Source organism: Shimia sp. R9_3 (assembly GCF_017743755.1).
GTDB lineage: Bacteria > Pseudomonadota > Alphaproteobacteria > Rhodobacterales > Rhodobacteraceae > Shimia.
Genome location: NZ_JAGHRP010000003.1, coordinates 188,047 through 209,343 on the forward strand (window position 1 = coordinate 188,047; position 21,297 = coordinate 209,343).

The following is a 21,297-nucleotide window of genomic DNA, read 5'->3' on the forward strand; positions in this document are numbered from 1 at the left end:
ATTCCGTGCTTACGGGATTCGTGTGTTTGTCATTTGTCCATCAGGCAAAAGGGTCACCCCGCACATACTCGGGAGCCCTCTGATGTATGAGAAAGGAAAAGGCGATGAACGCCAAAGAACTGCGTGATAAGACGCCGGATCAGCTGCGCGAGGAGCTGTCCAATCTTAAGAAAGAATCGTTCAACCTGCGTTTCCAACAGGCCACCGGCCAGCTGGAGAACTCCGCTCAGATCCGTGCCGCGCGTCGCAACGCAGCACGCGTGAAGACGATCCTGAACGAAAAAGCCAAGTCGGCAGCAGAGTAAGAGGAGCTAGATAGATGCCCAAACGTATCCTGACTGGCACCGTGACCTCCGATGCCAACGCACAAACCATTACCGTGTCTGTAGAGCGCCGCTTCACACACCCGGTTCTGAAGAAGACCATTCGTAAGTCCAAAAAATACCGGGCTCACGATGAGAACAACGCCTACAAAGTAGGTGACTCTGTTCGCATTATCGAATGCGCACCGCGTTCGAAAACCAAACGCTGGGAAGTTCTGGAAGCCTAAGAGTCTCGTTTCGAGACTCCTGGCGACTAGACTTAACAGTTAGTCGAAACCCTGGGGGATACCAGCACGCATCGCTGCCCCATAGGTCGGGAGAAACCACATGATCCAGATGCAAACCAATCTGGATGTTGCTGACAACTCCGGCGCACGCCGAGTTCAGTGCATCAAGGTTCTGGGTGGCTCCAAGCGTAAATACGCATCCGTAGGCGACATCATTGTTGTCTCGGTTAAGGAAGCCATTCCACGTGGTCGCGTTAAAAAAGGTGACGTCCGTAAGGCCGTTGTCGTGCGCACCGCTAAAGAAGTCCGTCGTGAAGATGGCACCGCGATCCGTTTTGATCGCAACGCAGCTGTTATTCTGAACAACAACAACGAGCCAGTGGGTACACGTATCTTCGGCCCAGTTGTTCGTGAGCTGCGCGCCAAGAACTTCATGAAGATCATCTCGCTCGCGCCGGAGGTGCTGTAAGATGGCTGCTAAGCTGAAAAAAGGCGACAAGGTCGTCGTTCTGGCCGGTAAGGACAAAGGCAAAGAGGGCACTATCTCCTCTGTTGACCCCAAAGCCGGTAAAGCCGTCGTGGAAGGCATCAACATCGCCATCCGCCACACCAAACAGAGCCAAACCGCACAGGGCGGCCGCATCCCTCAGGCGATGCCGATCGAACTGTCCAACCTGGCATTCCTGGACGCAAATGGCAAAGCAACCCGCGTTGGCTTCCGCATGGAAGGCGACAAGAAGGTGCGTTTCGCCAAATCCACAGGGGACGTGATCGATGCTTGATTCCGCAGACTACACCCCACGTCTGAAGTCGCTCTATAAGGATTCCATCCGCGCCGCTCTGAAAGAAGAGTTCGGCTACAAGAACGACATGCAGATCCCGAAGCTGGAAAAAATCGTGCTGAACATCGGCTGTGGCCGTGCAGCCGTTAAGGACAGCAAAAAAGCCAAGTCGGCACAGGCAGACCTGACTGCAATCGCAGGCCAGAAAGCTCTGACCACCGTGGCAAAAAACTCTATCGCTGGCTTCCGTGTACGTGAAGGCATGCCGATGGGTGCCAAGGTGACCCTGCGTGGCGACCGTATGTACGAATTCCTCGATCGTCTGATCACCGTTGCGATGCCACGCATCCGCGACTTCCGTGGTGTGAAGCCGAGCTTTGACGGCCGTGGCAACTTCGCCACCGGTCTGAAAGAGCACATCGTGTTCCCAGAAATCGACTTTGATAAAGTCGACGAAAACTGGGGCATGGATATCGTCATCGCCACCAATGCTGAAACCGACGCCGAAGCGCAGAGCCTGTTGAAGCATTTCAACATGCCGTTCATCGCGTAAGGCTGAGAGGATTACGACATGGCTAAAAAAGCAATGATCGAGCGCGAAAAGAAGCGCGAGCGTCTGGTGGCAAAATACGCCGCTAAGCGCGCCGAGCTCAAAGAGATCGCAAACGATGAGTCCAAGCCAATGGAAGAGCGTTTCAAAGCGCGTCTGAAACTGGCGAAACTGCCGCGCAACAGCTCGGCGACCCGTCTTCACAACCGTTGCCAGCTCACCGGCCGTCCTCACGCTTACTACCGTAAGCTGAAGGTTAGCCGTATTGCGCTGCGCGAGCTGGGTTCTGCTGGTCAGATCCCCGGCATGGTCAAATCCAGCTGGTAAGGAGAGAACGATATGAACGATCCTATCGGTGATATGCTGACCCGTATCCGTAACGGCCAGATGCGTGGCAAGTCCGTGGTGTCCACCCCGGCGTCCAAGCTGCGTGGCTGGGTTCTGGATGTGCTGGCTGATGAAGGCTACATCCGCGGTTACGAAGCATCTGAAGAGAACGGCCACCCGGCGTTTGAAATCAGCCTGAAGTACTACGAAGGCACTCCTGTTATCCGCGAGCTGAAGCGTGTTTCCACGCCAGGCCGTCGCGTTTACATGAGCGTCAATGACATCCCAACCGTCCGTCAGGGCCTGGGTGTGTCGATTGTCTCCACCTCCAAAGGTGTGATGTCGGATGCAAGCGCACGCTCCAACAATGTTGGCGGCGAAGTGCTCTGCACGGTCTTCTAAGGAGAACGCAATGTCTCGTATTGGTAAAAAACCGGTCGAGCTGCCCAGCGGCGTAACTGCCACTGTCTCCGGCCAGACCATCGAAATCAAAGGTCCGAAGGACACCCAGTCTTTCACTGCAACTGACGATGTCACCCTTGCAGTTGAAGACAACGCTGTGACCGTGACGCCGCGTGGCATGTCCAAGCGCGCACGTCAGCAGTGGGGCATGTCCCGTACCGTGATCGCCAACATGGTGACCGGTGTGACCACTGGCTTCAAAAAAGAACTCGAAATCAACGGTGTTGGTTATCGTGCGCAGATGCAGGGCACTGTCCTGAAACTGTCTCTCGGTCTCTCTCACGAAGTGAACTTCGAAGTTCCAGCGGGCATCACTGTGACCGCGCCGAAGCCGACACAAATCATCGTTGAAGGTACTGACAGCCAGCTGGTTGGCCAGGTTGCGGCAAACATCCGCGAATGGCGTAAGCCGGAGCCATACAAAGGCAAGGGCATCAAGTACAAAGACGAATATATCTTCCGCAAGGAAGGTAAGAAGAAGTAAGGACCAGACAGATGGCAAACAGCAAACGGGAACTGTTCCTCAAGCGCCGCCTGCGCGTCCGGAACAAACTTCGCAAGGTCAATGGCGACAGCAAACTGCGCCTGTCCGTTCACCGCAGCAACAAGAATATCAGCGTTCAGCTGATCGACGACCGTGCTGGCGTGACTGTGGCATCCGCATCCAGCCTGGAAAAAGATCTGGGCCTGGTTGGCAAAAACAACATCGAAGCAGCCACCAAGGTTGGTTCTTTGATTGCCGAGCGCGCTGTCAAAGCTGGCGTGACCGAAGCTTATTTCGACCGCGGCGGTTTCCTCTTCCACGGCAAAGTGAAGGCTCTGGCCGAAGCTGCGCGTGAAGGTGGCCTGAAAGTATAAGAACTTGTGGGGGACGTTCGCGTCCTCCCGATGATCCGGGAGGCCAGGCACTTGTGTCTGATTTCACTGGGATCGGAGTTAACAGGCGCCTCGCGCCAGTAGATAAAGGAATGCCAAATGGCAGAACGTGAAAACCGCCGGGGCCGCGGTCGCAACCGCGAAGAAGAAACCCCGGAATTCGCAGATCGTCTGGTTGCGATCAACCGCGTGTCCAAAACCACCAAAGGCGGTAAGAACTTTGGCTTCGCTGCTCTGGTAGTTGTTGGCGACCAAAAAGGCCGCGTTGGTTTCGGCAAAGGCAAAGCGAAAGAGGTCCCTGAGGCCATCCGCAAAGCCACCGAGCAAGCCAAGCGTCAAATGATCCGCGTGCCTCTGCGCGAAGGTCGTACTCTGCACCACGACATGGAAGGCCGTCACGGCGCCGGTAAAGTGGTTATGCGTACCGCACCTGAAGGTACTGGTATCATCGCCGGTGGTCCAATGCGTGCCGTTTTCGAAATGCTCGGCGTCAAAGACGTTGTTTCGAAATCCATCGGTTCGCAGAACCCATACAACATGATCCGCGCCACCATCGACGGGCTGAAAAAAGAAGCCAGCCCACGTCAGGTTGCGGCACGTCGTGGCAAGAAAGTTGCTGACATCCTGCGCAAGGATGAAGCACCTGCCGAAGCCGCAGACGCGTAAGGAGTAACGAGACATGGCAAAAACCATCGTTGTAAAGCAGGTCGGTTCGCCGATCCGTCGCCCTCAAGACCAGCGTGCTACGCTGATCGGTCTGGGTCTGAACAAGATGAACCGCACACGTGAGCTGGAAGACACTCCCTCTGTGCGGGGCATGATCCGCAAGGTTTCCCACATGGTGGAAATCATCGAAGAGCGCGACTAAGCCCTTTTCGATCTGAAAATTGAAAGCGCCCTCGGCTCACGCCGGGGGCGTTTTTCGTTAAACTTTGGTTTTTTGACCGGTAGAGAATTCGGCAAAAACTGTGACCTGCAACGATCGCCTCAAGATATTGTGGCGGGTGTCTTCGCCGGCACTGAATACCCATCTCGAAACTGAATGGTTAACATCTCATTGATCGATATTCGTAAACTGCATATCTGAAATGCTATCTTGGGCCTACCTCGATTAAATTATGAGCTCTATGTGAAGCGCGTACTTAAACAGAAACGCGCAATGGCCGAAGTGGCGCACCGGCAGTCAAAGGATAAGTTCCATGCAACATGCACCATCCTTGCATATTGAAGCTGTTGATTTCGTTGGCCGTTTCGCCCGTATGGTCGAATCTTGGCGCCTGAACCAGAAGCGCGCAGCGTCTTATAAAAAGACCGTCAAAGAGCTGAACAAGCTGACGGCCCGTGAGCTTGCAGATGTGGGCCTGACCCGCGGCGATATCGAATATGTCGCCCGCCGCGGTGCCGCGACTCTCTAAGCGGATACGCTTCCCCGTGATACTGGCCTCGGACCAAATGTCCGGGGCCTTTGTCGTTTTAACGCTTCTTAACACCTCGGCAATGCGCCATGTCAAAGGTGCATATCGGCCAGATCAAACCGTCAATTGTTAGCGTTACCGCCGCGATCTATATCGCAGTCACAACCAAAGAAACCAAAACAGCCCGCCGAAAAATACGTTTCGGCATTGATCAAAAGGAGCCACCTCCATGGCAAACGCGAACATTACTCTTACCTCTGGTTCTTCCTTCACTGCGCGCATTCAAGCGGCCGTTGAAGCTTTCAAAGAGGCCCGCATTTTGCGCCAGAAATACCACGCGACTGTGCGCGAGCTGTCCGGCATGACCGATCGTGATCTCGCCGATATCGGCATCCTTCGCCACGACATCGCTGAGTTGGCTGAAAAGCACGTCTACGGTTAAGGTCGGAAAGTCTGTCAGGTGACGCCCTCGCAATTTGCGGGGGCGTTTTGTTTTTTACGGTCGCACCAACGCACCATCTATGACCCGGAAGGTCGGTCGAACACGTTGGCGTCTTCAATCTTGTGCGTGATTGGTACACTAGGTTCCTTACGGTCTTGCTCTGTGTGTTTAACCGGCAAATGCGCAAGTACAGCGCCAAAGCGGTGCAAGACTTGCATTGCCGAGATGCAGCGTCTATAGCCGCCCGGTGGCGTATTACGCGTCATAGAATCAAAACCAAGAAAAGCCGTGTTTGGCCCGATACGCTTCGTGGGTCAGTTCCGGCAAGGAGAAGCGATATGAAACTGCACGAACTGCGCGACAATCCTGGCGCAACTAAGAAACGCATGCGCGTTGGCCGTGGCCCCGGTTCCGGTAAAGGTAAAATGGGTGGTCGTGGTATCAAAGGTCAGAAATCCCGTTCGGGTGTGGCGATCAACGGTTACGAAGGCGGTCAGATGCCATTGTACCAGCGTCTGCCTAAGCGCGGCTTCAACAAGCCAAACCGCAAGGCATTTGCTGTTGTAAACCTGGGTCTGATCCAGAAATTCGTAGACGCCAAGAAACTGGACGCATCCGCAGCGATCACCGAAGATGCGCTGATCGAATCCGGTCTGGTACGTCGTAAGCTGGACGGCATCCGCGTTCTGGCAAAAGGCGAAGTGACCGCCAAGCTGAACATCGAAGTGACCGGTGCTTCCAAAGCAGCCGTTGAAGCTGTCGAAAAAGCAGGCGGCTCCCTGACGGTCAAAACCGCGCCAGCGGCTGAATAAGAGGTTGTGAGCGGGGCATTACCCGCTTACATAATCTTCCAAGTTTTCCTAACGCCGCCAAACCGGAGAACGGTTCTGGCGGCGTTTCCAGTCTAAGAGAGAGCCTAAATGGTATCTGCAGCAGAGCAAATGGCGGCCAACACGAGCTGGGCCGCGCTTGGAAAAGCGACCGATCTGCGCAATCGCATCCTGTTCACGCTGGCATTGCTGATTGTCTATCGTCTTGGCACCTGGATTCCGGTTCCCGGCATCGACGGTGTGGCGCTTCGTGAATTCATGGAGAGCGCAGGCGCAGGGATCGGCGGTATCCTATCAATGTTCACCGGTGGCGCATTGGGCCGCATGGGGATCTTTGCTCTGGGCATCATGCCTTACATTTCGGCCTCTATCATCGTGCAGCTTCTGGGCTCCATGGTGCCTGCGCTTGAGCAGCTCAAGAAAGAGGGTGAGCAGGGCCGCAAGAAGATGAACCAATACACCCGCTACGGCACGGTGGCATTGGCAACTTTGCAAGCCTACGGCCTCGCGGTCAGCCTTGAGGCAGGTGATCTGGCGACCGATCCGGGCCTTTTCTTCCGCTTCAGCTGTCTGATCACGCTGGTGGGCGGCACCATGTTCCTGATGTGGCTGGGTGAGCAGATCACCGCACGCGGCATCGGCAACGGTATCTCTCTGATCATCTTTGTGGGCATCGTGGCAGAGCTGCCAGCCGCGCTGGCGCAGTTCTTCGTGTCCGGCCGCACCGGCGCCATCAGCGAAGCTGTAATCGTAGGCGTGATTGTGATGGTCATTGCGACGATTGCTTTCGTGGTCTTCATGGAGCGAGCTCTTCGTAAGATCCACATTCAGTATCCGCGTCGCCAGGTGGGCATGAAAGTCTATGACGGTGGCTCCAGCCACCTGCCTGTCAAGGTGAACCCAGCGGGCGTGATCCCGGCGATCTTTGCAAGCTCTCTGCTGCTGTTGCCGACCACGATCTCGACATTCTCCGGCAGCCAGACCGGCCCGATCATGTCCACGCTCCTGGCCTACTTCGGTCCCGGACAGCCGCTTTATCTGCTGTTCTTCGTCGGCATGATCGTGTTCTTTGCGTATTTCTATACCTTCAACGTCAGCTTCAAACCCGATGATGTGGCCGACAACCTGAAGAATCAGAACGGCTTTGTTCCCGGTATCCGCCCCGGCAAACGCACCGCGGAATATCTGGAATATGTTGTGAACCGTATTTTGGTGCTCGGATCGGCTTATCTTGCGGCAGTTTGTCTCCTTCCTGAGATTCTGCGTGGCCAGTTTGCGATCCCCTTCTATTTTGGCGGCACTTCGGTTCTGATTGTGGTTTCCGTGACCATGGACACCATTCAACAAGTTCAGAACCATCTGCTGGCCCATCAGTACGAAGGGCTGATCGAAAAATCGCAGCTGCGCGGAAAAGGTAAAAAGCGCGGCGCACGTAAGGGAGCTGCTCGTCGATGAACATTATTTTGCTTGGCCCGCCAGGTGCGGGTAAGGGGACACAAGCAAGTCGTCTCGTAGAGAGCCGCGACATGATCCAACTGTCCACCGGGGATATGCTGCGCGCAGCAAAGACCTCTGGGACTGAAATGGGCAAGATCGTTGCCGACGTGATGGACCGCGGCGAACTCGTGACCGACGAGATCGTGATCGGCCTGATCCGTGAGCAGCTGGAAGGCGACAAAAAGGGTGGTTTCATCTTTGACGGCTTCCCACGCACGCTGGCGCAAGCTGACGCTCTGGCAGAGCTGCTGGCGGAAGTTGGTGAGAAGCTCGATGCGGTGATCGAGATGCAGGTGGATGATGAGGTGCTGGTGCATCGTATCGTCAACCGTGCGAAGGAAGCTGTCGCTGCTGGCGGCACTGCCCGCGCGGACGACAACGAAGACAGCCTGCGCATCCGTCTGATGGAATACTACAAAAAGACGAGCCCGCTGATCGGCTACTACCATGCTAAAGGTGACCTGAGTTCGATTGATGGCTTGGCATCCATGGATGAAGTCGAAGCATCGATTGTAAAAGTGCTGGGCTAAAATCTAAGCTCCAGACTGTCGAAGGCCTCCACGCTCATTGGGGGCCTTTTCTTTTTTTGAAATTTTTTCTGAATAGTTTTCCCTCCTCAAGCGTTGACCTTAGGAATGGGCGATTTTGCCCGGCTTGGAGGAACCGATGAAAGCATTTTTGAAAACCGCAGCTGTTGTGATGGCATTTGCAGGGCCGGCCTTTGCCGGTGGGCACGAAACCTGGAAAACCGTGGACGACGAGAGCCTGATTGCTTTTGGCTCGATCAAGAAAAATACGGTTGGTGAGGTCCACACCTTTGAGGGCTTGTCGGGATCGGTGAACGAGAAGGGTGCCGTCTCGCTGGCAATCGAACTCTCCTCCGTTGAAACCAACATCGATATCCGTAACGAGCGCATGATGGAGCACGTCTTCAAGGCGGCGGATGCTGTTGCTGAGCTGAAGGGCGAGATCGATTTTGACGAGGTCCATGATCTCGAAATTGGCGCGACAACCGTTGTGGACTTTGAAGGCACCCTTGGTCTCGCAGGCGTGTCAGCGGATGTTGAAGCAGAGCTGTTTGTTGCGCGTCTGTCAGAAGATCGCGTACTCGTTACCACTTCTGACATGATTATGCTGTCCACTGCAGATCTGGGGATCGATGCTGGCGTGGACAAGCTGATGGAGCTTGCCAGTTTGCCGGGCATTACCCGCGTAACGCCTGTGTCTGTGCGCATGGTGTTTGAGAAGTGATCACAATAGCCAGAGATGTGGGGAGTGCCCCACATCTCCAGCAGGGAGATGGAAATGCGCAATACAGCAATACTGGCGACCGCACTCGCGCTTTTTGCCACCGCCACATTGGCGGACGGGGATGTCAAAAAAGGGAAAAAGGTCTTCAAGAAATGTAAGGCCTGTCACAGTCTGAAGCCTGAGGACAACCGCGTTGGCCCGACGCTATATGGAGTCTTCGGGGCGACTTCCGGATCGGTGGAAGGATTTCGCTACTCTGGCCCGATGACGGAAGCGGGCATCGTCTGGGATACGGAGACCCTCGCAGCGTTTTTGGCCAAGCCCAAAGACGTGGTGCCGGGCACAACCATGGCCTTCCCGGGGCTGAAAAAGCCAGAGCAGATTGAGGATCTGTTGGCCTATTTGCAGAGTGAGCTGACGGAGGAATGATGGCTGAAACTGCGAATAGTGCCCCATGCTGAGCCGTTGGAGAAAACAAAGCGCCGAAGAAGAGGTGGAGGCGGGCCTTCCTGAGGTCTTCCCCCGCATCTGGCGCTATGCGTTTTCGCTGACCGGCTCCAGGGACGGTGCAGATGATCTGGCGCAGGCGGCCTGTCTGCGTGCGATGGAACAGGCCAGCAAGTTCAGGTCTGGAACACATCTGGATCGCTGGCTGTTTCGTATCACGCATAACCTCTGGATCAGTGAGATCCGCAAAGAGCGCGTGCGCAAGAAGGGCGGGATGCCGATGGTGGATGCCGCCGACATCCCGGACCCAAAGCAGGACCCGGAGCGGGACTATGATCGCCAGGAGGTTTTGAAATCAGTGTTGGATCTGCCGGAGGCACAACGCGCAACTGTGTTTTTGGTGTATATTGAGGGCTACTCCTATAAGGCCGCGGCAGAGATCCTGGACATTCCGCTGGCCACCGTGATGAGCCGACTTGCCACTGCGCGCGCCAATTTGGGGCGCAAATTCAGAGATCAGAAGGACGTGAGCCGTGCAAGATAGACGTTTCTCAGATGAGGAGCTTGTCGCCTATCTCGATGGCGAAAGTGAGTTCGCTGCGGTGGACCAGATCGAGGCAGCGCTTCAGGATGATGCGGCGCTCAACACGCGCCTGGATGCTCTGCGGATTGATATTGGCGCGCTGCAAGACAGTTTTGAGCTCCTGCAGCCATCCCAAGAGGCCATTGCGTCATTGCCTGTGGGGGCAAAGGCACCTGTGAAGCGGCCTGTGTTTGCCGTTGGCATGGCGGCATGTATAGCGCTGGCCGTTGGATTTGGTCTGGGAAGCTGGAACACCAATCAGAGCCCTTCGGGGTGGGTGGAATATGTGGCCGCCTACCAAGCGCTCTATACCCATGCGACGCTCGATCATATCTCCCAAAGCCCTGAGCAACTGCGTGAGGAGCTGGGGCGGGTGTCGGCAGCGGTGGGCAAAGACATCGCCCTAGAACAGCTCACGGCCTTGCCTGATGTGGAATATAAGCGCGGGCAGGTTCTCAGCTTTGAGGGGCGGCCGTTGATCCAACTGGCGTTTGCGACTCCCAGTGGCGTGCCGATCGCTCTGTGCATCATCCGAAGTGAAGATGTCGCCAAAACCGAAGAGGCGATGGCGACCATGCGGCTTGAAGGATTGAGTTCGGCTGTGTGGTCAGATGGGGTGCATGACTATGTGCTGATCGGCGGCAAAGAAGATGGCCTTGTACGGCGTATGGGGCAGGCCTTGCAGTCGATGCAGATTTGAAGGAGAAACGCTGGGACGCAAGGAATTTCCGCGCCCTAGCGCCTTTGCTCTGATCCGCTATTGACCGCGGGTCTTTTCCCCCCTATGTCACCTCATCTCTTAACCGAGAATCAATTCTTTGCTTTTGGGTCGCACCCGATATGCAAGATCACCTGATCAGCTGAGGCCCGGCCGCTTATTGCGTCGGGCTTACGTTGTGAAAAAAGGTTCTGGAACCACGGAACCGCAACGAAAAAGGAAAGTGACACGTGGCACGTATCGCCGGCGTTAACATCCCGACCCACAAACGGGTCCCGATCGCCCTGACTTATATCACTGGCATTGGCCCAGCATCCGCCAAAGAAATCTGCGAATCCGTAAACATCGACGTAACCCGTCGTGTGAACGAACTGTCTGACGCAGAAGTTCTGGCAATCCGTGAGCATATCGATGCGACCTACACCGTTGAAGGTGACCTGCGTCGTGAAGTGCAGATGAACATCAAGCGTCTGATGGACCTGGGCTGCTACCGCGGTCTGCGCCATCGTCGTAACCTCCCGGTCCGCGGTCAGCGTACCCACACCAACGCACGCACCCGTAAAGGTCCTGCGAAGCCGATCGCCGGCAAGAAGAAGTAAGGGAGGGTTTGATCAATGGCACGCGATAAGACTCGTACGAAGAAAAAAGAGCGTAAGAACATCGCCTCCGGCGTTGCGCACGTGAACAGCTCTTTCAACAACACCAAGATCCTGATCTCTGACGTTCAGGGCAACGCGATCTCCTGGTCCTCTGCTGGCACCATGGGCTTTAAGGGCTCCCGTAAGTCCACGCCTTATGCTGCTCAGATGGCTGCAGAAGATGCGGGCAAAAAAGCTCAAGAGCACGGCGTTAAGACGCTGGAAGTGGAAGTTCAGGGCCCAGGTTCTGGTCGTGAATCCGCTCTGCGCGCTCTGGCCGCAATCGGCTTCAACATCACCTCTATCCGTGATGTAACCCCGATCGCTCACAACGGCTGCCGCCCACCAAAGCGTCGCCGCGTCTAAGCGACAGTGAATTACCTTGGGGCCGCGTGTTTCCGCACGGCCCCATTCGTCATTTTTAAACCTCGGGCGTCTGGTTCTTTTTGGAACATGGGAGCTAGACAAGAATGGAGGGACGCATGATCCACAAGAATTGGGCAGAATTGATCAAGCCTACCCAGCTTGAAGTAAAGCCGGGCAACGACCCTGCGCGCCAGGCCACTGTAGTGGCAGAGCCGCTGGAGCGTGGTTTTGGTTTGACACTGGGCAACGCGCTGCGCCGCGTTCTGATGAGCAGCCTGCAAGGCGCCGCCATCACCAGCGTACAGATCGACAATGTTCTGCATGAATTCTCCAGCGTTGCCGGTGTGCGTGAAGACGTGACCGACATCATCCTGAACCTGAAGGGCGTGTCCCTGCGCATGGAAGTGGAAGGCCCTAAGCGTCTGTCCATCAATGCAAAAGGTCCAGGTGTTGTAACGGCTGGCGACATCAGCGACAGCGCTGGCATCGAAGTTCTGAACAAAGACCACGTGATCTGCCACCTCGACGATGGTGCGGACCTCTACGTGGAACTGACTGTGAACACTGGCAAAGGCTATGTGTCTGCGGACAAAAACAAGCCGGAAGACGCGCCAATCGGCCTGATGCCGATCGATGCGATCTATTCCCCGGTCAAAAAAGTGTCCTACGACGTTCAGCCAACCCGTGAAGGTCAGGTTCTGGACTATGACAAGCTGACCATGAAAATCGACACCGATGGGTCGATCACACCGGAAGACGCCGTGGCTTATGCTGCGCGTATCCTTCAGGATCAGCTGTCCATCTTCGTGAACTTTGATGAGCCTGAATCTGCGGGTCGTCAGGAAGAAGATGATGGTCTGGAGTTCAACCCGCTTCTGCTGAAGAAAGTGGACGAGCTGGAACTGTCTGTGCGTTCTGCAAACTGCCTGAAGAACGACAACATCGTTTACATCGGCGATCTGATCCAGAAAACCGAAGCAGAGATGCTGCGCACACCGAACTTCGGTCGCAAGTCTCTGAACGAGATCAAAGAAGTGCTGTCCGGCATGGGGCTGCACCTCGGCATGGACGTCGAGGACTGGCCACCAGACAACATCGAAGATCTGGCCAAGAAGTTCGAAGACAACTTCTAATAGGTGCGCCCTGAGGGCACACCCTACGTAGGGTGCGCATTTATTGCGCACCTTCACACAGACAAATGCCCGGAACTGCCGGGGAAAGCTGGGCCAAAGGCCCCAAGGTGAACCGGTGACACGCATCACTGGTCTGACAAAGCAAAACGCGAATTAGGAGAAATCAAATGCGTCATGCTCGTGGCTATCGCCGCCTGAACCGTACTCACGAACACCGTAAAGCTCTGTTTGCCAACATGGCGGGCTCTTTGATCGAACACGAACAGATCAAGACCACCCTGCCAAAGGCAAAAGAACTGCGTCCGATCGTTGAAAAACTGATCACCCTTGCAAAGCGCGGCGACCTGCACGCGCGTCGTCAGGCAGCTGCTCGTCTGAAAGAAGACCAGTATGTTGCAAAACTGTTCGACGTTCTGGGCCCACGCTACGCAGAGCGTAAAGGTGGTTACATCCGCATCATGAAAGCCGGCTTCCGCTATGGCGACATGGCACCGATGGCGATCATCGAATTCGTGGATCGTGACGTTGATGCAAAAGGCGCGGCCGACAAGGCTCGCGTGGCAGCTGAAGAAGCCGCCGAAGAATAAATCCATTCGGAACAACCGAATGACTGGACCCCCGCCATTTTGGTGGGGGTCTTTTTTTGGTGGGGGTCTTTTTTTTGTCCGTTTGCTGCCGACGCTGGATTTGAATTATGCGATGGTCTTCCGCTGCCTGTGGCGGCATGGTGCGCCAAAGACTGAGTGATCGGATGGAAAGATCACGGAACAGGAAGGGGCGGCGGGATGAGCGCAGATGTGATTGTGGTTGGCGCAGGCGTTTGGGGCACTGCATGTGCGCGTCACCTGAGTGAATTGGGCCTTGCTACCGTCCTTGTCGGGCCGGATGAGCCGCAGGACGCTTCAAGCCACACCGGCGTCTTTGCCAGCCATTATGATGAGGCACGGATCACCCGCCGTCTGGCGAGTGATGCGGATTGGTCCCGATTGGCGCAGGCCTCCATGGCGCGTTATGCAGACATGGAGGCGCGCAGCGGGCATCGGTTTCACGCCCCTGTTGGGGCGCTTATGGTTGGTGCGAGCAGCGGTTTTGGATCGGAGTTCATGACAAAAACGCTGGAGGTGGCACAGAGCGAAGGGTTTGCCTTTCAGGGCTTCTCCGGCGAGACTCTCGCGGAAAGATTTCCCTTCTTGTCTTTTCCGGAAGGGGTCTCAGCGCTCTATGAGGAGGATGGCGGCGGCTGGATCAATCCGCGCCAACACGTCTTGGCAGAAATCGCGCTTGCAACGCAAAGTGGCGCGCAGCTGATACGCAGTGAAGCTGTGCGTATTTCCGAAAGTGCTGATGCGGTCACCGTTCACTGCGCGGACAGTACGGAAGTCACGGGGCAGAAAGTTGTGGTGGCCTGTGGCGCATTTTCCAAGGCAGCGGACCTGCTGCCAGCCCCGGTGCCGCTGCGGGTCTATGCGCGTACAGTTGCCTTTCTTGAACTCGAGGCTGCAGAAACACAGCGGCTGCAGGATATGCCGTCTTTTGTCTACGTGCCGCCAGGAACGGATCGGGACACCTATGTTTTGCCACCGGTGCGCTATCCTGATGGCAAAACCTACCTCAAAATTGGGGGAGATCCGGAGGATCATGAGCTTCACACTGTTGGCGACATGAAGGCATGGTTCCGCAGCGGGGGGGACACAGATGTTGCAGCGCTGCTAGCTGATCTGTTGCGAGACTTGATGCCGGGGTTGCGGGTTGAAAGCGTGTCGCACGGCAGCTGTGTGACTTGTTTTACGCCAAAGGGGGCTCCGTTGGTCTATCCGCAAACAGATCGCGTGTTTGCCCTGACGGGCGGCAACGGTGCGGGGGCGAAATGTGCAGATGAGGTTGGGCGCCTTGGTGCTTTGCTGGTGTCCGGTCATGGGCTACCAACTGGGCAATATCAAAGCGACTTTCGCCCTTAAAAACGCGGAGCTTAGTGAGCGTAATCCGTCGCAAATGCGGCGGCCTTCCTGCCTTGCATTTTCAAGAGGCGCTGGCCATATCTTGGGCACATTACAAACAAAGGAAGACGCATGATCCGCGCTGCTGTGATCGCGCTTGCAGTTGGTCTCTCAACCACCGCATTCGCCGAAACGAAAATTCCGCAAACGCAGAGTGACATCGCCTTCGGATTTGCGCCCTTGGTGAAGCAGGCGGCACCGGCCGTCGTGAATATTTTTGCCAAGCGGGTCGTGCAGGCGCGGCAAAGTCCGTTTTCGGGCGACCCGTTTTTTGATCAGTTTTTCCGCAACTTCAGCAACCCCCAGCCGCGCGTGGAGAACTCGCTTGGCTCCGGTGTGATCCTCTCAGAAGACGGCATTGTGGTGTCCAACTATCACGTGGTGGGCATGTCCACGGATATTCGCGTGCAACTCAATGACCGCAGCGAATACACCGCAGAGGTGTTGCTTGCGGATGAGGAGAGCGACCTTGCGATCCTGAAGTTGAACGACGCTGAAGGCCTGCCGTTTCTGCGCCTGAGAGACAGCGACAGCGTGGATGTCGGCGAGCTGGTCATGGCGATTGGCAACCCCTTTGGTGTCGGGCAGACTGTGACCAGCGGGATTGTGTCGGGCCTTGCGCGCTCTGGTGTGGCAACCGGAAATGCGCGCGGATATTTCATTCAGACCGATGCAGCCATCAACCCGGGTAACTCCGGGGGCGCGTTGGTTGATGTGAATGGCGACCTTATCGGCATCAACACCTCCATTCTGACACGTTCTGGCGGCTCCAATGGCATTGGCTTTGCAATACCCGCGCGCCTCGTGGCGCAGTTTGTGGATCAGGCCCGCGAAGGGTTTGAGAGCTTTCAGCGCCCCTGGGCTGGCATGTTTGGCCAACCTGTTGACGCGGATATGGCCGAAGGGCTTGGTCTGGACCGCGCCGGCGGTATCGTGATCACCGATCTGCATGCCGTCAGCCCGTTTCTGGAGGCCGAGTTCGAGCCGGGAGACGTGATTTTGGAACTGGACGGCCAACCTGTGAACACGCCTGCGGAAATGATCTTCCGCATGTCGGTCGCTGGATTGGGCAGTGAAGTTGATGTTTTAATGGTGCGGGAAGGAGCCGAGCAGACTCGCAAGGTCAAAATGGCGATCGCCCCGGAAACCCCGCCGCGCGATCAACTGACCACAGGCCGTAGGGCTGCGATCCCGGATCTGGTGATTTCCAATATCAACCCGGCGGTTCTTAGCAGCTTTGGTCTGCCATTGAGCGCGGAGGGAGTGATCGTTGAGAACCCCGGCGAAATTGGTGCGCGTTTGGGTTTGCGCCCGGGTGATGTGCTGCGAGTGATTGACGGCAAAGATATTCTCACCACCTCAGATGCCGACAAGGCTTTGCGCGCTGTGCGCAACAGGCTTACGCTGGAAGTTCAACGCGGCACCCAGCGGTTGGTGATGCGGTTCCGACTCTAAAGGCGCAAGGGCATCTGATGGCCGATCTTTTTGATACTCCAGCGGCGGATATCCCCGCGGCACCTGTTGCTGACGCGCCCCGGCCTTTGGCGGACCGGTTGCGTCCGCAAGCGCTCTCTGAGGTGATCGGGCAGGCGCAGGTTTTGGGGGCAGAGGCGCCATTGGGCGTGATGCTGTCCTCTGGCTCTTTGTCATCGCTGGTGTTCTGGGGCCCCCCCGGCGTCGGAAAGACCACGATCGCGCGGCTTCTTGCGGATGAGACGGACCTGCATTTTGTGCAGATTAGCGCAATATTCACGGGTGTTCCGGAGCTGCGCAAAGTCTTTGAGGCCGCCAAGATACGTCGCCAAAACGGGCAGGGCACCCTGTTGTTTGTTGATGAGATCCATCGCTTCAACAAAGCTCAGCAGGACGGTTTTTTGCCGCATATGGAAGACGGCACAATCCTGCTGGTCGGCGCCACCACGGAAAACCCGTCTTTTGAACTCAACGCCGCGCTTTTGAGCCGCTCGCAGGTTCTTGTGCTGGAACGTCTGAGCCTCGCAGATCTGGAGCGGCTGGCGCAGAGAGCGGAACAAGAGCTCGGCAAAGCACTGCCTCTGGACGGGCTGGCGCGCGAGGCGCTGCTTGAGATGGCCGATGGAGACGGTCGCGCGCTTCTCAATCTGGTTGAGCAGGTGGCAGCCTGGTCCGTGAATGGGAAGCTGGACAGCGAGGCTTTGGCGACGCGGCTGATGCGACGGGCTGCGAAATACGACAAGTCCGGTGACGAGCATTACAACCTTATATCCGCGCTGCATAAATCGGTGCGGGGATCTGACCCAGATGCCGCGCTTTATTGGTTTGCGCGGATGCTGGAGGGGGGCGAAGATCCTCGGTTTCTGGCCCGGCGCATCACACGCATGGCGTGCGAAGACATCGCTTTGGCGGACCCACAGGCGCAGGGTGTCTGTTTGAATGCCTGGGAGACTTATGAGCGTTTGGGCAGTCCCGAGGGGGAGCTGGCGCTGGCGCAGGCCGTGATCTATCTGGCCCTCGCGCCAAAAACCAACGCGGGGTATGCGGCCTACAAGGCGGCGCGAGCATTGGCGAAACAGACGGGCTCTGAGCCGCCGCCCAAGCACATTTTGAACGCGCCTACCTCGCTGATGGCAGATCAGGGCTATGGAGCGGGCTACCAGTATGATCACGATGCCGAGGATGGGTTTTCCGGGCAGAATTACTTCCCGGAAGGGCTGAAGCGGCCGGTGCTCTATACGCCGGTAGAGCGCGGTTATGAGCGCGAGTTAAAAAGGCGTCTCGACTATTTTGCGAAACTGCGCAGCCAGCGAGGCGGCTGAGGCACCATTTGAGCGCGGGATATTTCACGCGGGAAAAAGGCTTGTTTTCTTGACATTGGGCGTGGAAGGGCAGAGAGACGCCGGATGATTTTGAACCTCACATATGTGGCTGTCGGTGGCGCGATTGGTGCCGCCCTGCGCTATCTGGTCGGGCTGGGCGTTGTGCGCCTGGTCGGGCAGGGGTTTTGGAATGGCTTTCCGCTGGCGATTATCACGGTAAACGTCATTGGCTCCTTTTTGATGGGGGCTTTTGTCGTGGTGGCGGCGCAGCGTGGCCTGACGCATTATTCGCCTCTGGTGATGACCGGGCTGCTGGGCGGTTTCACCACGTTTTCGGCGTTCTCGCTTGAGACAGTTACGCTGGTGGAACGCGGGGACTATGGCGCGGCTGCAATCTATGTGGCGGTTTCGGTGATCGGCGCGGTGGGCGCGCTGATGCTGGGTATGATTTTGACGAGAGGGCTTTTGGCATGAGCCGGGTGCAGACTGTGACCGTGGAAGCGGGCGAAGGGGATCAACGGCTGGACCGCTGGTTCAAGCGCAAGTTTGCCCATGTTGGGCAGGGGCAGATCGAAAAGATGTGCCGCAAAGGTGAGATCCGCGTGGATGGCGGGCGTGTGAAGGCCAATACCCGTCTGGAAGAGGGGCAGTCCGTGCGAGTGCCGCCGCTGCCAGCTCCGGGGGAGAAACCTGCAGCACCCGCAAAAACGCGCGTGTCACCTGCTGACGAGATGCTGGTCCAGAACTGCGTCATTTACCGTGACGATCAGATCATCGCGCTCAACAAACCGCCAGGGCTGCCAACACAGGGCGGCAGCAAGCAGACCCGCCATGTGGATGGCCTGTCAGAGGCGCTGAAGTTCGGCTTTGAGGAAAAACCACGGCTGGTGCACCGTCTGGACAAAGACACCTCCGGTGTCTTGCTGCTGGCGCGCACACGGCAAGTGGCGCAGGCTCTGACAGAGGCGATGCGGCACAAACAGACCCGCAAAATCTACTGGGCGGTCGTGGCTGGGGTTCCAACGCCGTATCTCGGTGAAATCAAATATGGGTTGGTCAAAGCCGGTGGTCATGGCGCACGTGGCGAAGGCGAGAAGATGATCGCGGTGCATCCGCGCGAAGTCGAGCGCACCCCGGGTGCCAAACGCGCTATCACCCAATACGCCACTTTGTATCGTGTCGCGGGCCGCGCCGCCTGGGTGGCGATGGAGCCCATCACCGGGCGGACACACCAGCTGCGCGCCCATATGGCGGAGATCGGCCATCCCATTGTTGGCGATGGGAAATATGGCGGCTCCGGTCAGGAAAACCTCGGCGATGGCTGGGGCGCGAAGCTTGGTGGGATCATCTCCAACAAACTGCATCTGCATGCGCGCAGCATGACGTTTGAGCATCCTGTGACCCGCAAGCAGGTCACCGTCACGGCTGAGTTGCCGGAGCATATGGCCCACACATGGGACACCTTTGGCTGGTCTGAGGACCTTGCCGCGGATGATCCGTTTGAAAGCCTGCGCTAAGGCGGTTTCATCCTCTCTTTGATATGATGCGTATCAGCTGACATGGCATGCTTGAGGCATTCCATGACGTTTTTGATACGCATCTATTTGAAAGGAGAGGCCTATGCCGGCTGTATCGTTTTCCCATATTGGCATCACTGTGCCCGATCTTAACCGCGCCGTTGAGTTTTACACCAAGGCCTTTGATCTCTATCTGCTGATGCCACCCAGCGAGGTGCTGCAGGATAGCAGCGCGATTGGTGAGATGTGTGATGATGTGTTCGGCCCCGGTTGGGGCCGCTTTCGTATCGCGCATTTGTCGACCGGTGGTGGCGTCGGAATCGAGTTGTTTGAATTCACCAAGACCGACGATACGCCCCCGCCGTTTGACTATTGGAAACCAGGGATATTTCACTTCTGCTTGCAGGACAGCGATTTGGAAGAGCGGGTGAAGCGGATCGAGGCCCTTGGCGGCAAGCAACGCATGCAGCAGGTGCGGTACTATTATCCCGACCAGAAGCCTTACCGCATGGTCTATTGCGAGGATCCGTTTGGCAATCTGGTTGAGCTCTACAGCCACTCTTACGAGCTGACCTATTCCTCAGGTGCCTATGCGGAGGATGCTTGACCTTCTGCATGGTCCGTGGTGAAGCAAAGGCACCAAGGCAGGAGGCTCAGAGCGCTTGAAACTTGTGATTTTTGACGTGGATGGGACGCTGGTGGACAGCCAGGGGCTCATAGTGGCTTCGATGTACCAAGCCTTTGCGGAGGAGGGGCTGCAAGCACCGGCACGCGATGCCATACTTGGCATCGTTGGGCTGTCATTGGATGTTGCGGTGTTTAAGCTGGTGCCGGAGTGTGCGCTTGCGCAGCGTGTTCGGCTGGTTGATGGCTATAAGGCGGCTTATATGCAGCTGCGGGCCAGCCAGGGAGCAGCGCAGTCATCGCCTTTCTATCCCGGTGCTTATGAGGCTCTGACACGACTGCGCGCCCGCGATGATGTTCTGTTGGGGGTAGCCACCGGGAAATCCCGCAGAGGTCTCGACAAGCTCATCGCAGGCCATGGTCTGGAAGGATATTTCGTGACCACACAGGTTGCTGATGATCATCCGTCAAAACCGCATCCCTCCATGATCGAGACGGCAATGCTGGAAACAGGTGTGGCAGCCGCGGAAACGGTGATGATTGGCGACACGAGTTTTGACATGGATATGGCCGCTGCAGCGGGCGTGACAGGTCTTGGCGTGCGCTGGGGATACCACGATGAGACCCGGCTTGGCGCAGCACGACAGCTGATCGAGGATTTTGGCGCCTTGGATGGCGCCTTGGAAGAGGTTTGGGAGCTTCAGTCATGAGCGGATGGGCAAAAAAGCGGTTTTGGAAAGAAACAACTGTTGCGGCAGTTGAAGGTGGCTTCGGGGTGTTTTTGGACGGGCGCGCCGTCAAAACGCCTGCGAAAGCGGCTTTGGTGGTGCCAACAGAGGCGATGGCACAGGCCATGGTTGCCGAATGGGATGCGCAAGACGGCGAGATTGATCCCAACACCATGCCCGTGACACGTTCGGCCAATGCAGCGATTGACAAAGTGGCCATCCAGCATGCGGAAGTCGCTGATATGTTGGCAGAATATGGCGGTAGTGACCTTTTGTGCTACCGGGCCACGTCGCCTGAGGAGTTGATCGCTCGGCAGGCAAAGGCATGGGACCCGCTGCTTGATTGGGCGGCAGAGATTTTTGGCGCACGCCTGAAGCCTGTGGCAGGGGTCATGTTTGAAGCGCAAGACCCGGCAGCGCTTGCCGCTCTGTCCCAGCAGGTCCACCGTTTTGATAACTTTGAGCTGGCAGCTTTCCACGATCTGGTTGGCATCTCCGGATCGCTGATTATCGGATTCGCCGCAACCCGCGATCTGCAGGAAATCGAAGCGCTTTGGAAACTCTCCAGAATCGACGAAATCTGGCAGGAAGAACAATGGGGCCGCGATGAAGACGCAGCCCTGGAAGCAGAGAAGAAATTCCAAGCATTTGAAAATGCTTACCGCTTCTTCAAACTGAGTAATTCCTAGTCAGAAACCTCGGCAAACAAGGCGGAATTAACATTCGCGCAAGCATTGATTGTAATGCGTGATGGACCTCTTGACGTTTG

At 56.6% G+C, this 21,297-nt stretch carries 32 protein-coding genes; all 32 read left to right on the forward strand.

All coding sequences use genetic code 11. From position 1 onward, the window contains the following. Nucleotides 1–104: 104 nt before the first annotated feature. The 32 genes from rpmC (at nt 105) to J7412_RS09905 (ending at nt 21,217) form a co-directional block, all read left to right on the forward strand. Nucleotides 105–305, forward strand: coding sequence for a 50S ribosomal protein L29 (gene rpmC / locus J7412_RS09750; protein WP_209064839.1), 201 nt, complete (start codon nt 105–107; stop codon nt 303–305). A gap of 14 nt (nt 306–319) precedes the next feature. Continuing rightward, nucleotides 320–550: a 30S ribosomal protein S17 gene (rpsQ, locus tag J7412_RS09755; protein ID WP_209064841.1), complete on the forward strand. Its 231-nt coding sequence runs from the start codon at nt 320–322 to the stop codon at nt 548–550. 100 nt (nt 551–650) lie between these two features. Further along, entirely contained in the window at nt 651–1,019 is a 369-nt protein-coding gene (rplN, locus tag J7412_RS09760; protein ID WP_005621870.1) for a 50S ribosomal protein L14, read from the forward strand. Nucleotide 1,020: 1 nt separating this feature from the next. Next, on the forward strand, nt 1,021–1,332 hold the full coding sequence (rplX, locus tag J7412_RS09765; RefSeq protein ID WP_209064843.1) for a 50S ribosomal protein L24: 312 nt from the start codon (nt 1,021–1,023) through the stop codon (nt 1,330–1,332). Then, entirely contained in the window at nt 1,325–1,885 is a 561-nt protein-coding gene (gene rplE, locus J7412_RS09770; RefSeq protein ID WP_209064845.1) for a 50S ribosomal protein L5, read from the forward strand. Before rplX ends, rplE begins: the two co-directional genes overlap by 8 nt. A gap of 18 nt (nt 1,886–1,903) precedes the next feature. Beyond that, nucleotides 1,904–2,209, forward strand: a complete 306-nt coding sequence (gene rpsN / locus J7412_RS09775; RefSeq protein ID WP_010437098.1) for a 30S ribosomal protein S14 — start codon at nt 1,904–1,906, stop codon at nt 2,207–2,209. 12 nt (nt 2,210–2,221) lie between these two features. Beyond that, complete coding sequence (gene rpsH, locus J7412_RS09780; protein WP_209064847.1) at nt 2,222–2,611, forward strand: 30S ribosomal protein S8; 390 nt, start codon at nt 2,222–2,224, stop codon at nt 2,609–2,611. A 10-nt stretch (nt 2,612–2,621) separates the two neighbouring features. Beyond that, nucleotides 2,622–3,155 (forward strand): 50S ribosomal protein L6, encoded by a 534-nt coding sequence (gene rplF / locus J7412_RS09785; protein WP_209078485.1) that lies wholly within the window; start codon nt 2,622–2,624, stop codon nt 3,153–3,155. Between the two features lie 11 nt (nt 3,156–3,166). Continuing rightward, complete coding sequence (gene rplR / locus J7412_RS09790; RefSeq protein WP_209064851.1) at nt 3,167–3,529, forward strand: 50S ribosomal protein L18; 363 nt, start codon at nt 3,167–3,169, stop codon at nt 3,527–3,529. 117 nt (nt 3,530–3,646) lie between these two features. Then, on the forward strand, nt 3,647–4,213 hold the full coding sequence (gene rpsE / locus J7412_RS09795; protein WP_209064853.1) for a 30S ribosomal protein S5: 567 nt from the start codon (nt 3,647–3,649) through the stop codon (nt 4,211–4,213). A gap of 13 nt (nt 4,214–4,226) precedes the next feature. Continuing rightward, nucleotides 4,227–4,415 carry a 50S ribosomal protein L30 gene (rpmD, locus tag J7412_RS09800; protein WP_209064855.1) on the forward strand — a complete coding sequence of 63 codons (189 nt, stop codon included), beginning with the start codon at nt 4,227–4,229 and terminating at the stop codon, nt 4,413–4,415. Between the two features lie 331 nt (nt 4,416–4,746). Then, the gene (locus J7412_RS09805; RefSeq protein ID WP_247738831.1) at nt 4,747–4,962 is read left to right on the forward strand and encodes a DUF1127 domain-containing protein; all 216 of its coding nucleotides are present in this window, start codon (nt 4,747–4,749) and stop codon (nt 4,960–4,962) included. A gap of 229 nt (nt 4,963–5,191) precedes the next feature. Continuing rightward, nucleotides 5,192–5,404, forward strand: a complete 213-nt coding sequence (locus tag J7412_RS09810) for a DUF1127 domain-containing protein (protein WP_209064857.1) — start codon at nt 5,192–5,194, stop codon at nt 5,402–5,404. 338 nt (nt 5,405–5,742) lie between these two features. Further along, nucleotides 5,743–6,216, forward strand: coding sequence for a 50S ribosomal protein L15 (rplO, locus tag J7412_RS09815; protein WP_209064859.1), 474 nt, complete (start codon nt 5,743–5,745; stop codon nt 6,214–6,216). Between the two features lie 108 nt (nt 6,217–6,324). Then, nucleotides 6,325–7,689: a preprotein translocase subunit SecY gene (secY, locus tag J7412_RS09820; RefSeq protein ID WP_209064861.1), complete on the forward strand. Its 1,365-nt coding sequence runs from the start codon at nt 6,325–6,327 to the stop codon at nt 7,687–7,689. Further along, nucleotides 7,686–8,261: an adenylate kinase gene (locus tag J7412_RS09825; RefSeq protein WP_209078486.1), complete on the forward strand. Its 576-nt coding sequence runs from the start codon at nt 7,686–7,688 to the stop codon at nt 8,259–8,261. The genes secY and J7412_RS09825 overlap by 4 nt, the downstream gene beginning before the upstream one ends. A gap of 136 nt (nt 8,262–8,397) precedes the next feature. Beyond that, a complete protein-coding gene (locus J7412_RS09830; RefSeq protein ID WP_209078487.1) occupies nt 8,398–8,982 on the forward strand; it encodes a YceI family protein in 585 nt (194 codons plus the stop codon). A gap of 54 nt (nt 8,983–9,036) precedes the next feature. Next, on the forward strand, nt 9,037–9,411 hold the full coding sequence (locus J7412_RS09835; protein WP_209078488.1) for a c-type cytochrome: 375 nt from the start codon (nt 9,037–9,039) through the stop codon (nt 9,409–9,411). A 25-nt stretch (nt 9,412–9,436) separates the two neighbouring features. After that, entirely contained in the window at nt 9,437–9,973 is a 537-nt protein-coding gene (locus J7412_RS09840; RefSeq protein WP_209078489.1) for an RNA polymerase sigma factor, read from the forward strand. Beyond that, entirely contained in the window at nt 9,963–10,712 is a 750-nt protein-coding gene (locus J7412_RS09845) for a hypothetical protein (RefSeq protein ID WP_209078490.1), read from the forward strand. The genes J7412_RS09840 and J7412_RS09845 overlap by 11 nt, the downstream gene beginning before the upstream one ends. A 248-nt stretch (nt 10,713–10,960) precedes the next feature. Further along, nucleotides 10,961–11,329: a 30S ribosomal protein S13 gene (rpsM, locus tag J7412_RS09850; protein ID WP_209064873.1), complete on the forward strand. Its 369-nt coding sequence runs from the start codon at nt 10,961–10,963 to the stop codon at nt 11,327–11,329. 15 nt (nt 11,330–11,344) lie between these two features. Continuing rightward, the gene (rpsK, locus tag J7412_RS09855; protein ID WP_209064875.1) at nt 11,345–11,734 is read left to right on the forward strand and encodes a 30S ribosomal protein S11; all 390 of its coding nucleotides are present in this window, start codon (nt 11,345–11,347) and stop codon (nt 11,732–11,734) included. A gap of 116 nt (nt 11,735–11,850) precedes the next feature. Next, nucleotides 11,851–12,867, forward strand: a complete 1,017-nt coding sequence (locus J7412_RS09860; RefSeq protein ID WP_209078491.1) for a DNA-directed RNA polymerase subunit alpha — start codon at nt 11,851–11,853, stop codon at nt 12,865–12,867. Between the two features lie 167 nt (nt 12,868–13,034). Beyond that, a complete protein-coding gene (gene rplQ / locus J7412_RS09865; RefSeq protein ID WP_209064880.1) occupies nt 13,035–13,454 on the forward strand; it encodes a 50S ribosomal protein L17 in 420 nt (139 codons plus the stop codon). A gap of 198 nt (nt 13,455–13,652) precedes the next feature. After that, a complete protein-coding gene (locus J7412_RS09870) occupies nt 13,653–14,825 on the forward strand; it encodes an FAD-dependent oxidoreductase (RefSeq protein ID WP_209078492.1) in 1,173 nt (390 codons plus the stop codon). A gap of 111 nt (nt 14,826–14,936) precedes the next feature. Continuing rightward, a complete protein-coding gene (locus J7412_RS09875; protein WP_209078493.1) occupies nt 14,937–16,319 on the forward strand; it encodes a trypsin-like peptidase domain-containing protein in 1,383 nt (460 codons plus the stop codon). 17 nt (nt 16,320–16,336) lie between these two features. Further along, a complete protein-coding gene (locus J7412_RS09880; protein ID WP_209078494.1) occupies nt 16,337–17,659 on the forward strand; it encodes a replication-associated recombination protein A in 1,323 nt (440 codons plus the stop codon). An 84-nt stretch (nt 17,660–17,743) separates the two neighbouring features. Further along, entirely contained in the window at nt 17,744–18,133 is a 390-nt protein-coding gene (gene crcB / locus J7412_RS09885) for a fluoride efflux transporter CrcB (RefSeq protein ID WP_209078495.1), read from the forward strand. Next, on the forward strand, nt 18,130–19,176 hold the full coding sequence (locus J7412_RS09890; protein ID WP_209078496.1) for an RluA family pseudouridine synthase: 1,047 nt from the start codon (nt 18,130–18,132) through the stop codon (nt 19,174–19,176). Before crcB ends, J7412_RS09890 begins: the two co-directional genes overlap by 4 nt. 103 nt (nt 19,177–19,279) lie before the next feature. Continuing rightward, nucleotides 19,280–19,783 (forward strand): VOC family protein, encoded by a 504-nt coding sequence (locus J7412_RS09895; RefSeq protein WP_209078497.1) that lies wholly within the window; start codon nt 19,280–19,282, stop codon nt 19,781–19,783. Nucleotides 19,784–19,838: 55 nt separating this feature from the next. Further along, a complete protein-coding gene (locus J7412_RS09900) occupies nt 19,839–20,510 on the forward strand; it encodes an HAD-IA family hydrolase (RefSeq protein ID WP_209078498.1) in 672 nt (223 codons plus the stop codon). Further along, a complete protein-coding gene (locus tag J7412_RS09905) occupies nt 20,507–21,217 on the forward strand; it encodes an ATP12 family protein (protein WP_209078499.1) in 711 nt (236 codons plus the stop codon). Before J7412_RS09900 ends, J7412_RS09905 begins: the two co-directional genes overlap by 4 nt. Nucleotides 21,218–21,297: the final 80 nt, after the last annotated feature.

Excerpts from the sequence above, each read along its gene's own strand:
- rplQ (WP_209064880.1), top strand. The coding sequence starts at position 13,035 with ATGCGTCATGCTCGTGGCTATCGCCGCCTGAACCGTACTCACGAACAC.
- J7412_RS09825 (WP_209078486.1), top strand. The coding sequence starts at position 7,686 with ATGAACATTATTTTGCTTGGCCCGCCAGGTGCGGGTAAGGGGACACAA.
- rplO (WP_209064859.1), top strand. The coding sequence starts at position 5,743 with ATGAAACTGCACGAACTGCGCGACAATCCTGGCGCAACTAAGAAACGC.
- J7412_RS09870 (WP_209078492.1), top strand. The coding sequence starts at position 13,653 with ATGAGCGCAGATGTGATTGTGGTTGGCGCAGGCGTTTGGGGCACTGCA.
- rplF (WP_209078485.1), top strand. The coding sequence starts at position 2,622 with ATGTCTCGTATTGGTAAAAAACCGGTCGAGCTGCCCAGCGGCGTAACT.
- J7412_RS09830 (WP_209078487.1), top strand. The coding sequence starts at position 8,398 with ATGAAAGCATTTTTGAAAACCGCAGCTGTTGTGATGGCATTTGCAGGG.
- rplE (WP_209064845.1), top strand. The coding sequence starts at position 1,325 with ATGCTTGATTCCGCAGACTACACCCCACGTCTGAAGTCGCTCTATAAG.
- rpsE (WP_209064853.1), top strand. The coding sequence starts at position 3,647 with ATGGCAGAACGTGAAAACCGCCGGGGCCGCGGTCGCAACCGCGAAGAA.
- J7412_RS09905 (WP_209078499.1), top strand. The coding sequence starts at position 20,507 with ATGAGCGGATGGGCAAAAAAGCGGTTTTGGAAAGAAACAACTGTTGCG.
- J7412_RS09810 (WP_209064857.1), top strand. The coding sequence starts at position 5,192 with ATGGCAAACGCGAACATTACTCTTACCTCTGGTTCTTCCTTCACTGCG.
- rplN (WP_005621870.1), top strand. The coding sequence starts at position 651 with ATGATCCAGATGCAAACCAATCTGGATGTTGCTGACAACTCCGGCGCA.
- J7412_RS09880 (WP_209078494.1), top strand. The coding sequence starts at position 16,337 with ATGGCCGATCTTTTTGATACTCCAGCGGCGGATATCCCCGCGGCACCT.
- crcB (WP_209078495.1), top strand. The coding sequence starts at position 17,744 with ATGATTTTGAACCTCACATATGTGGCTGTCGGTGGCGCGATTGGTGCC.
- J7412_RS09860 (WP_209078491.1), top strand. The coding sequence starts at position 11,851 with ATGATCCACAAGAATTGGGCAGAATTGATCAAGCCTACCCAGCTTGAA.
- rpsN (WP_010437098.1), top strand. The coding sequence starts at position 1,904 with ATGGCTAAAAAAGCAATGATCGAGCGCGAAAAGAAGCGCGAGCGTCTG.
- rpsQ (WP_209064841.1), top strand. The coding sequence starts at position 320 with ATGCCCAAACGTATCCTGACTGGCACCGTGACCTCCGATGCCAACGCA.
- J7412_RS09835 (WP_209078488.1), top strand. The coding sequence starts at position 9,037 with ATGCGCAATACAGCAATACTGGCGACCGCACTCGCGCTTTTTGCCACC.
- J7412_RS09890 (WP_209078496.1), top strand. The coding sequence starts at position 18,130 with ATGAGCCGGGTGCAGACTGTGACCGTGGAAGCGGGCGAAGGGGATCAA.
- rpsH (WP_209064847.1), top strand. The coding sequence starts at position 2,222 with ATGAACGATCCTATCGGTGATATGCTGACCCGTATCCGTAACGGCCAG.
- J7412_RS09805 (WP_247738831.1), top strand. The coding sequence starts at position 4,747 with ATGCAACATGCACCATCCTTGCATATTGAAGCTGTTGATTTCGTTGGC.
- J7412_RS09895 (WP_209078497.1), top strand. The coding sequence starts at position 19,280 with ATGCCGGCTGTATCGTTTTCCCATATTGGCATCACTGTGCCCGATCTT.
- rplX (WP_209064843.1), top strand. The coding sequence starts at position 1,021 with ATGGCTGCTAAGCTGAAAAAAGGCGACAAGGTCGTCGTTCTGGCCGGT.
- J7412_RS09875 (WP_209078493.1), top strand. The coding sequence starts at position 14,937 with ATGATCCGCGCTGCTGTGATCGCGCTTGCAGTTGGTCTCTCAACCACC.
- rpmC (WP_209064839.1), top strand. The coding sequence starts at position 105 with ATGAACGCCAAAGAACTGCGTGATAAGACGCCGGATCAGCTGCGCGAG.
- rpmD (WP_209064855.1), top strand. The coding sequence starts at position 4,227 with ATGGCAAAAACCATCGTTGTAAAGCAGGTCGGTTCGCCGATCCGTCGC.
- rpsK (WP_209064875.1), top strand. The coding sequence starts at position 11,345 with ATGGCACGCGATAAGACTCGTACGAAGAAAAAAGAGCGTAAGAACATC.
- rplR (WP_209064851.1), top strand. The coding sequence starts at position 3,167 with ATGGCAAACAGCAAACGGGAACTGTTCCTCAAGCGCCGCCTGCGCGTC.
- J7412_RS09840 (WP_209078489.1), top strand. The coding sequence starts at position 9,437 with ATGCTGAGCCGTTGGAGAAAACAAAGCGCCGAAGAAGAGGTGGAGGCG.
- secY (WP_209064861.1), top strand. The coding sequence starts at position 6,325 with ATGGTATCTGCAGCAGAGCAAATGGCGGCCAACACGAGCTGGGCCGCG.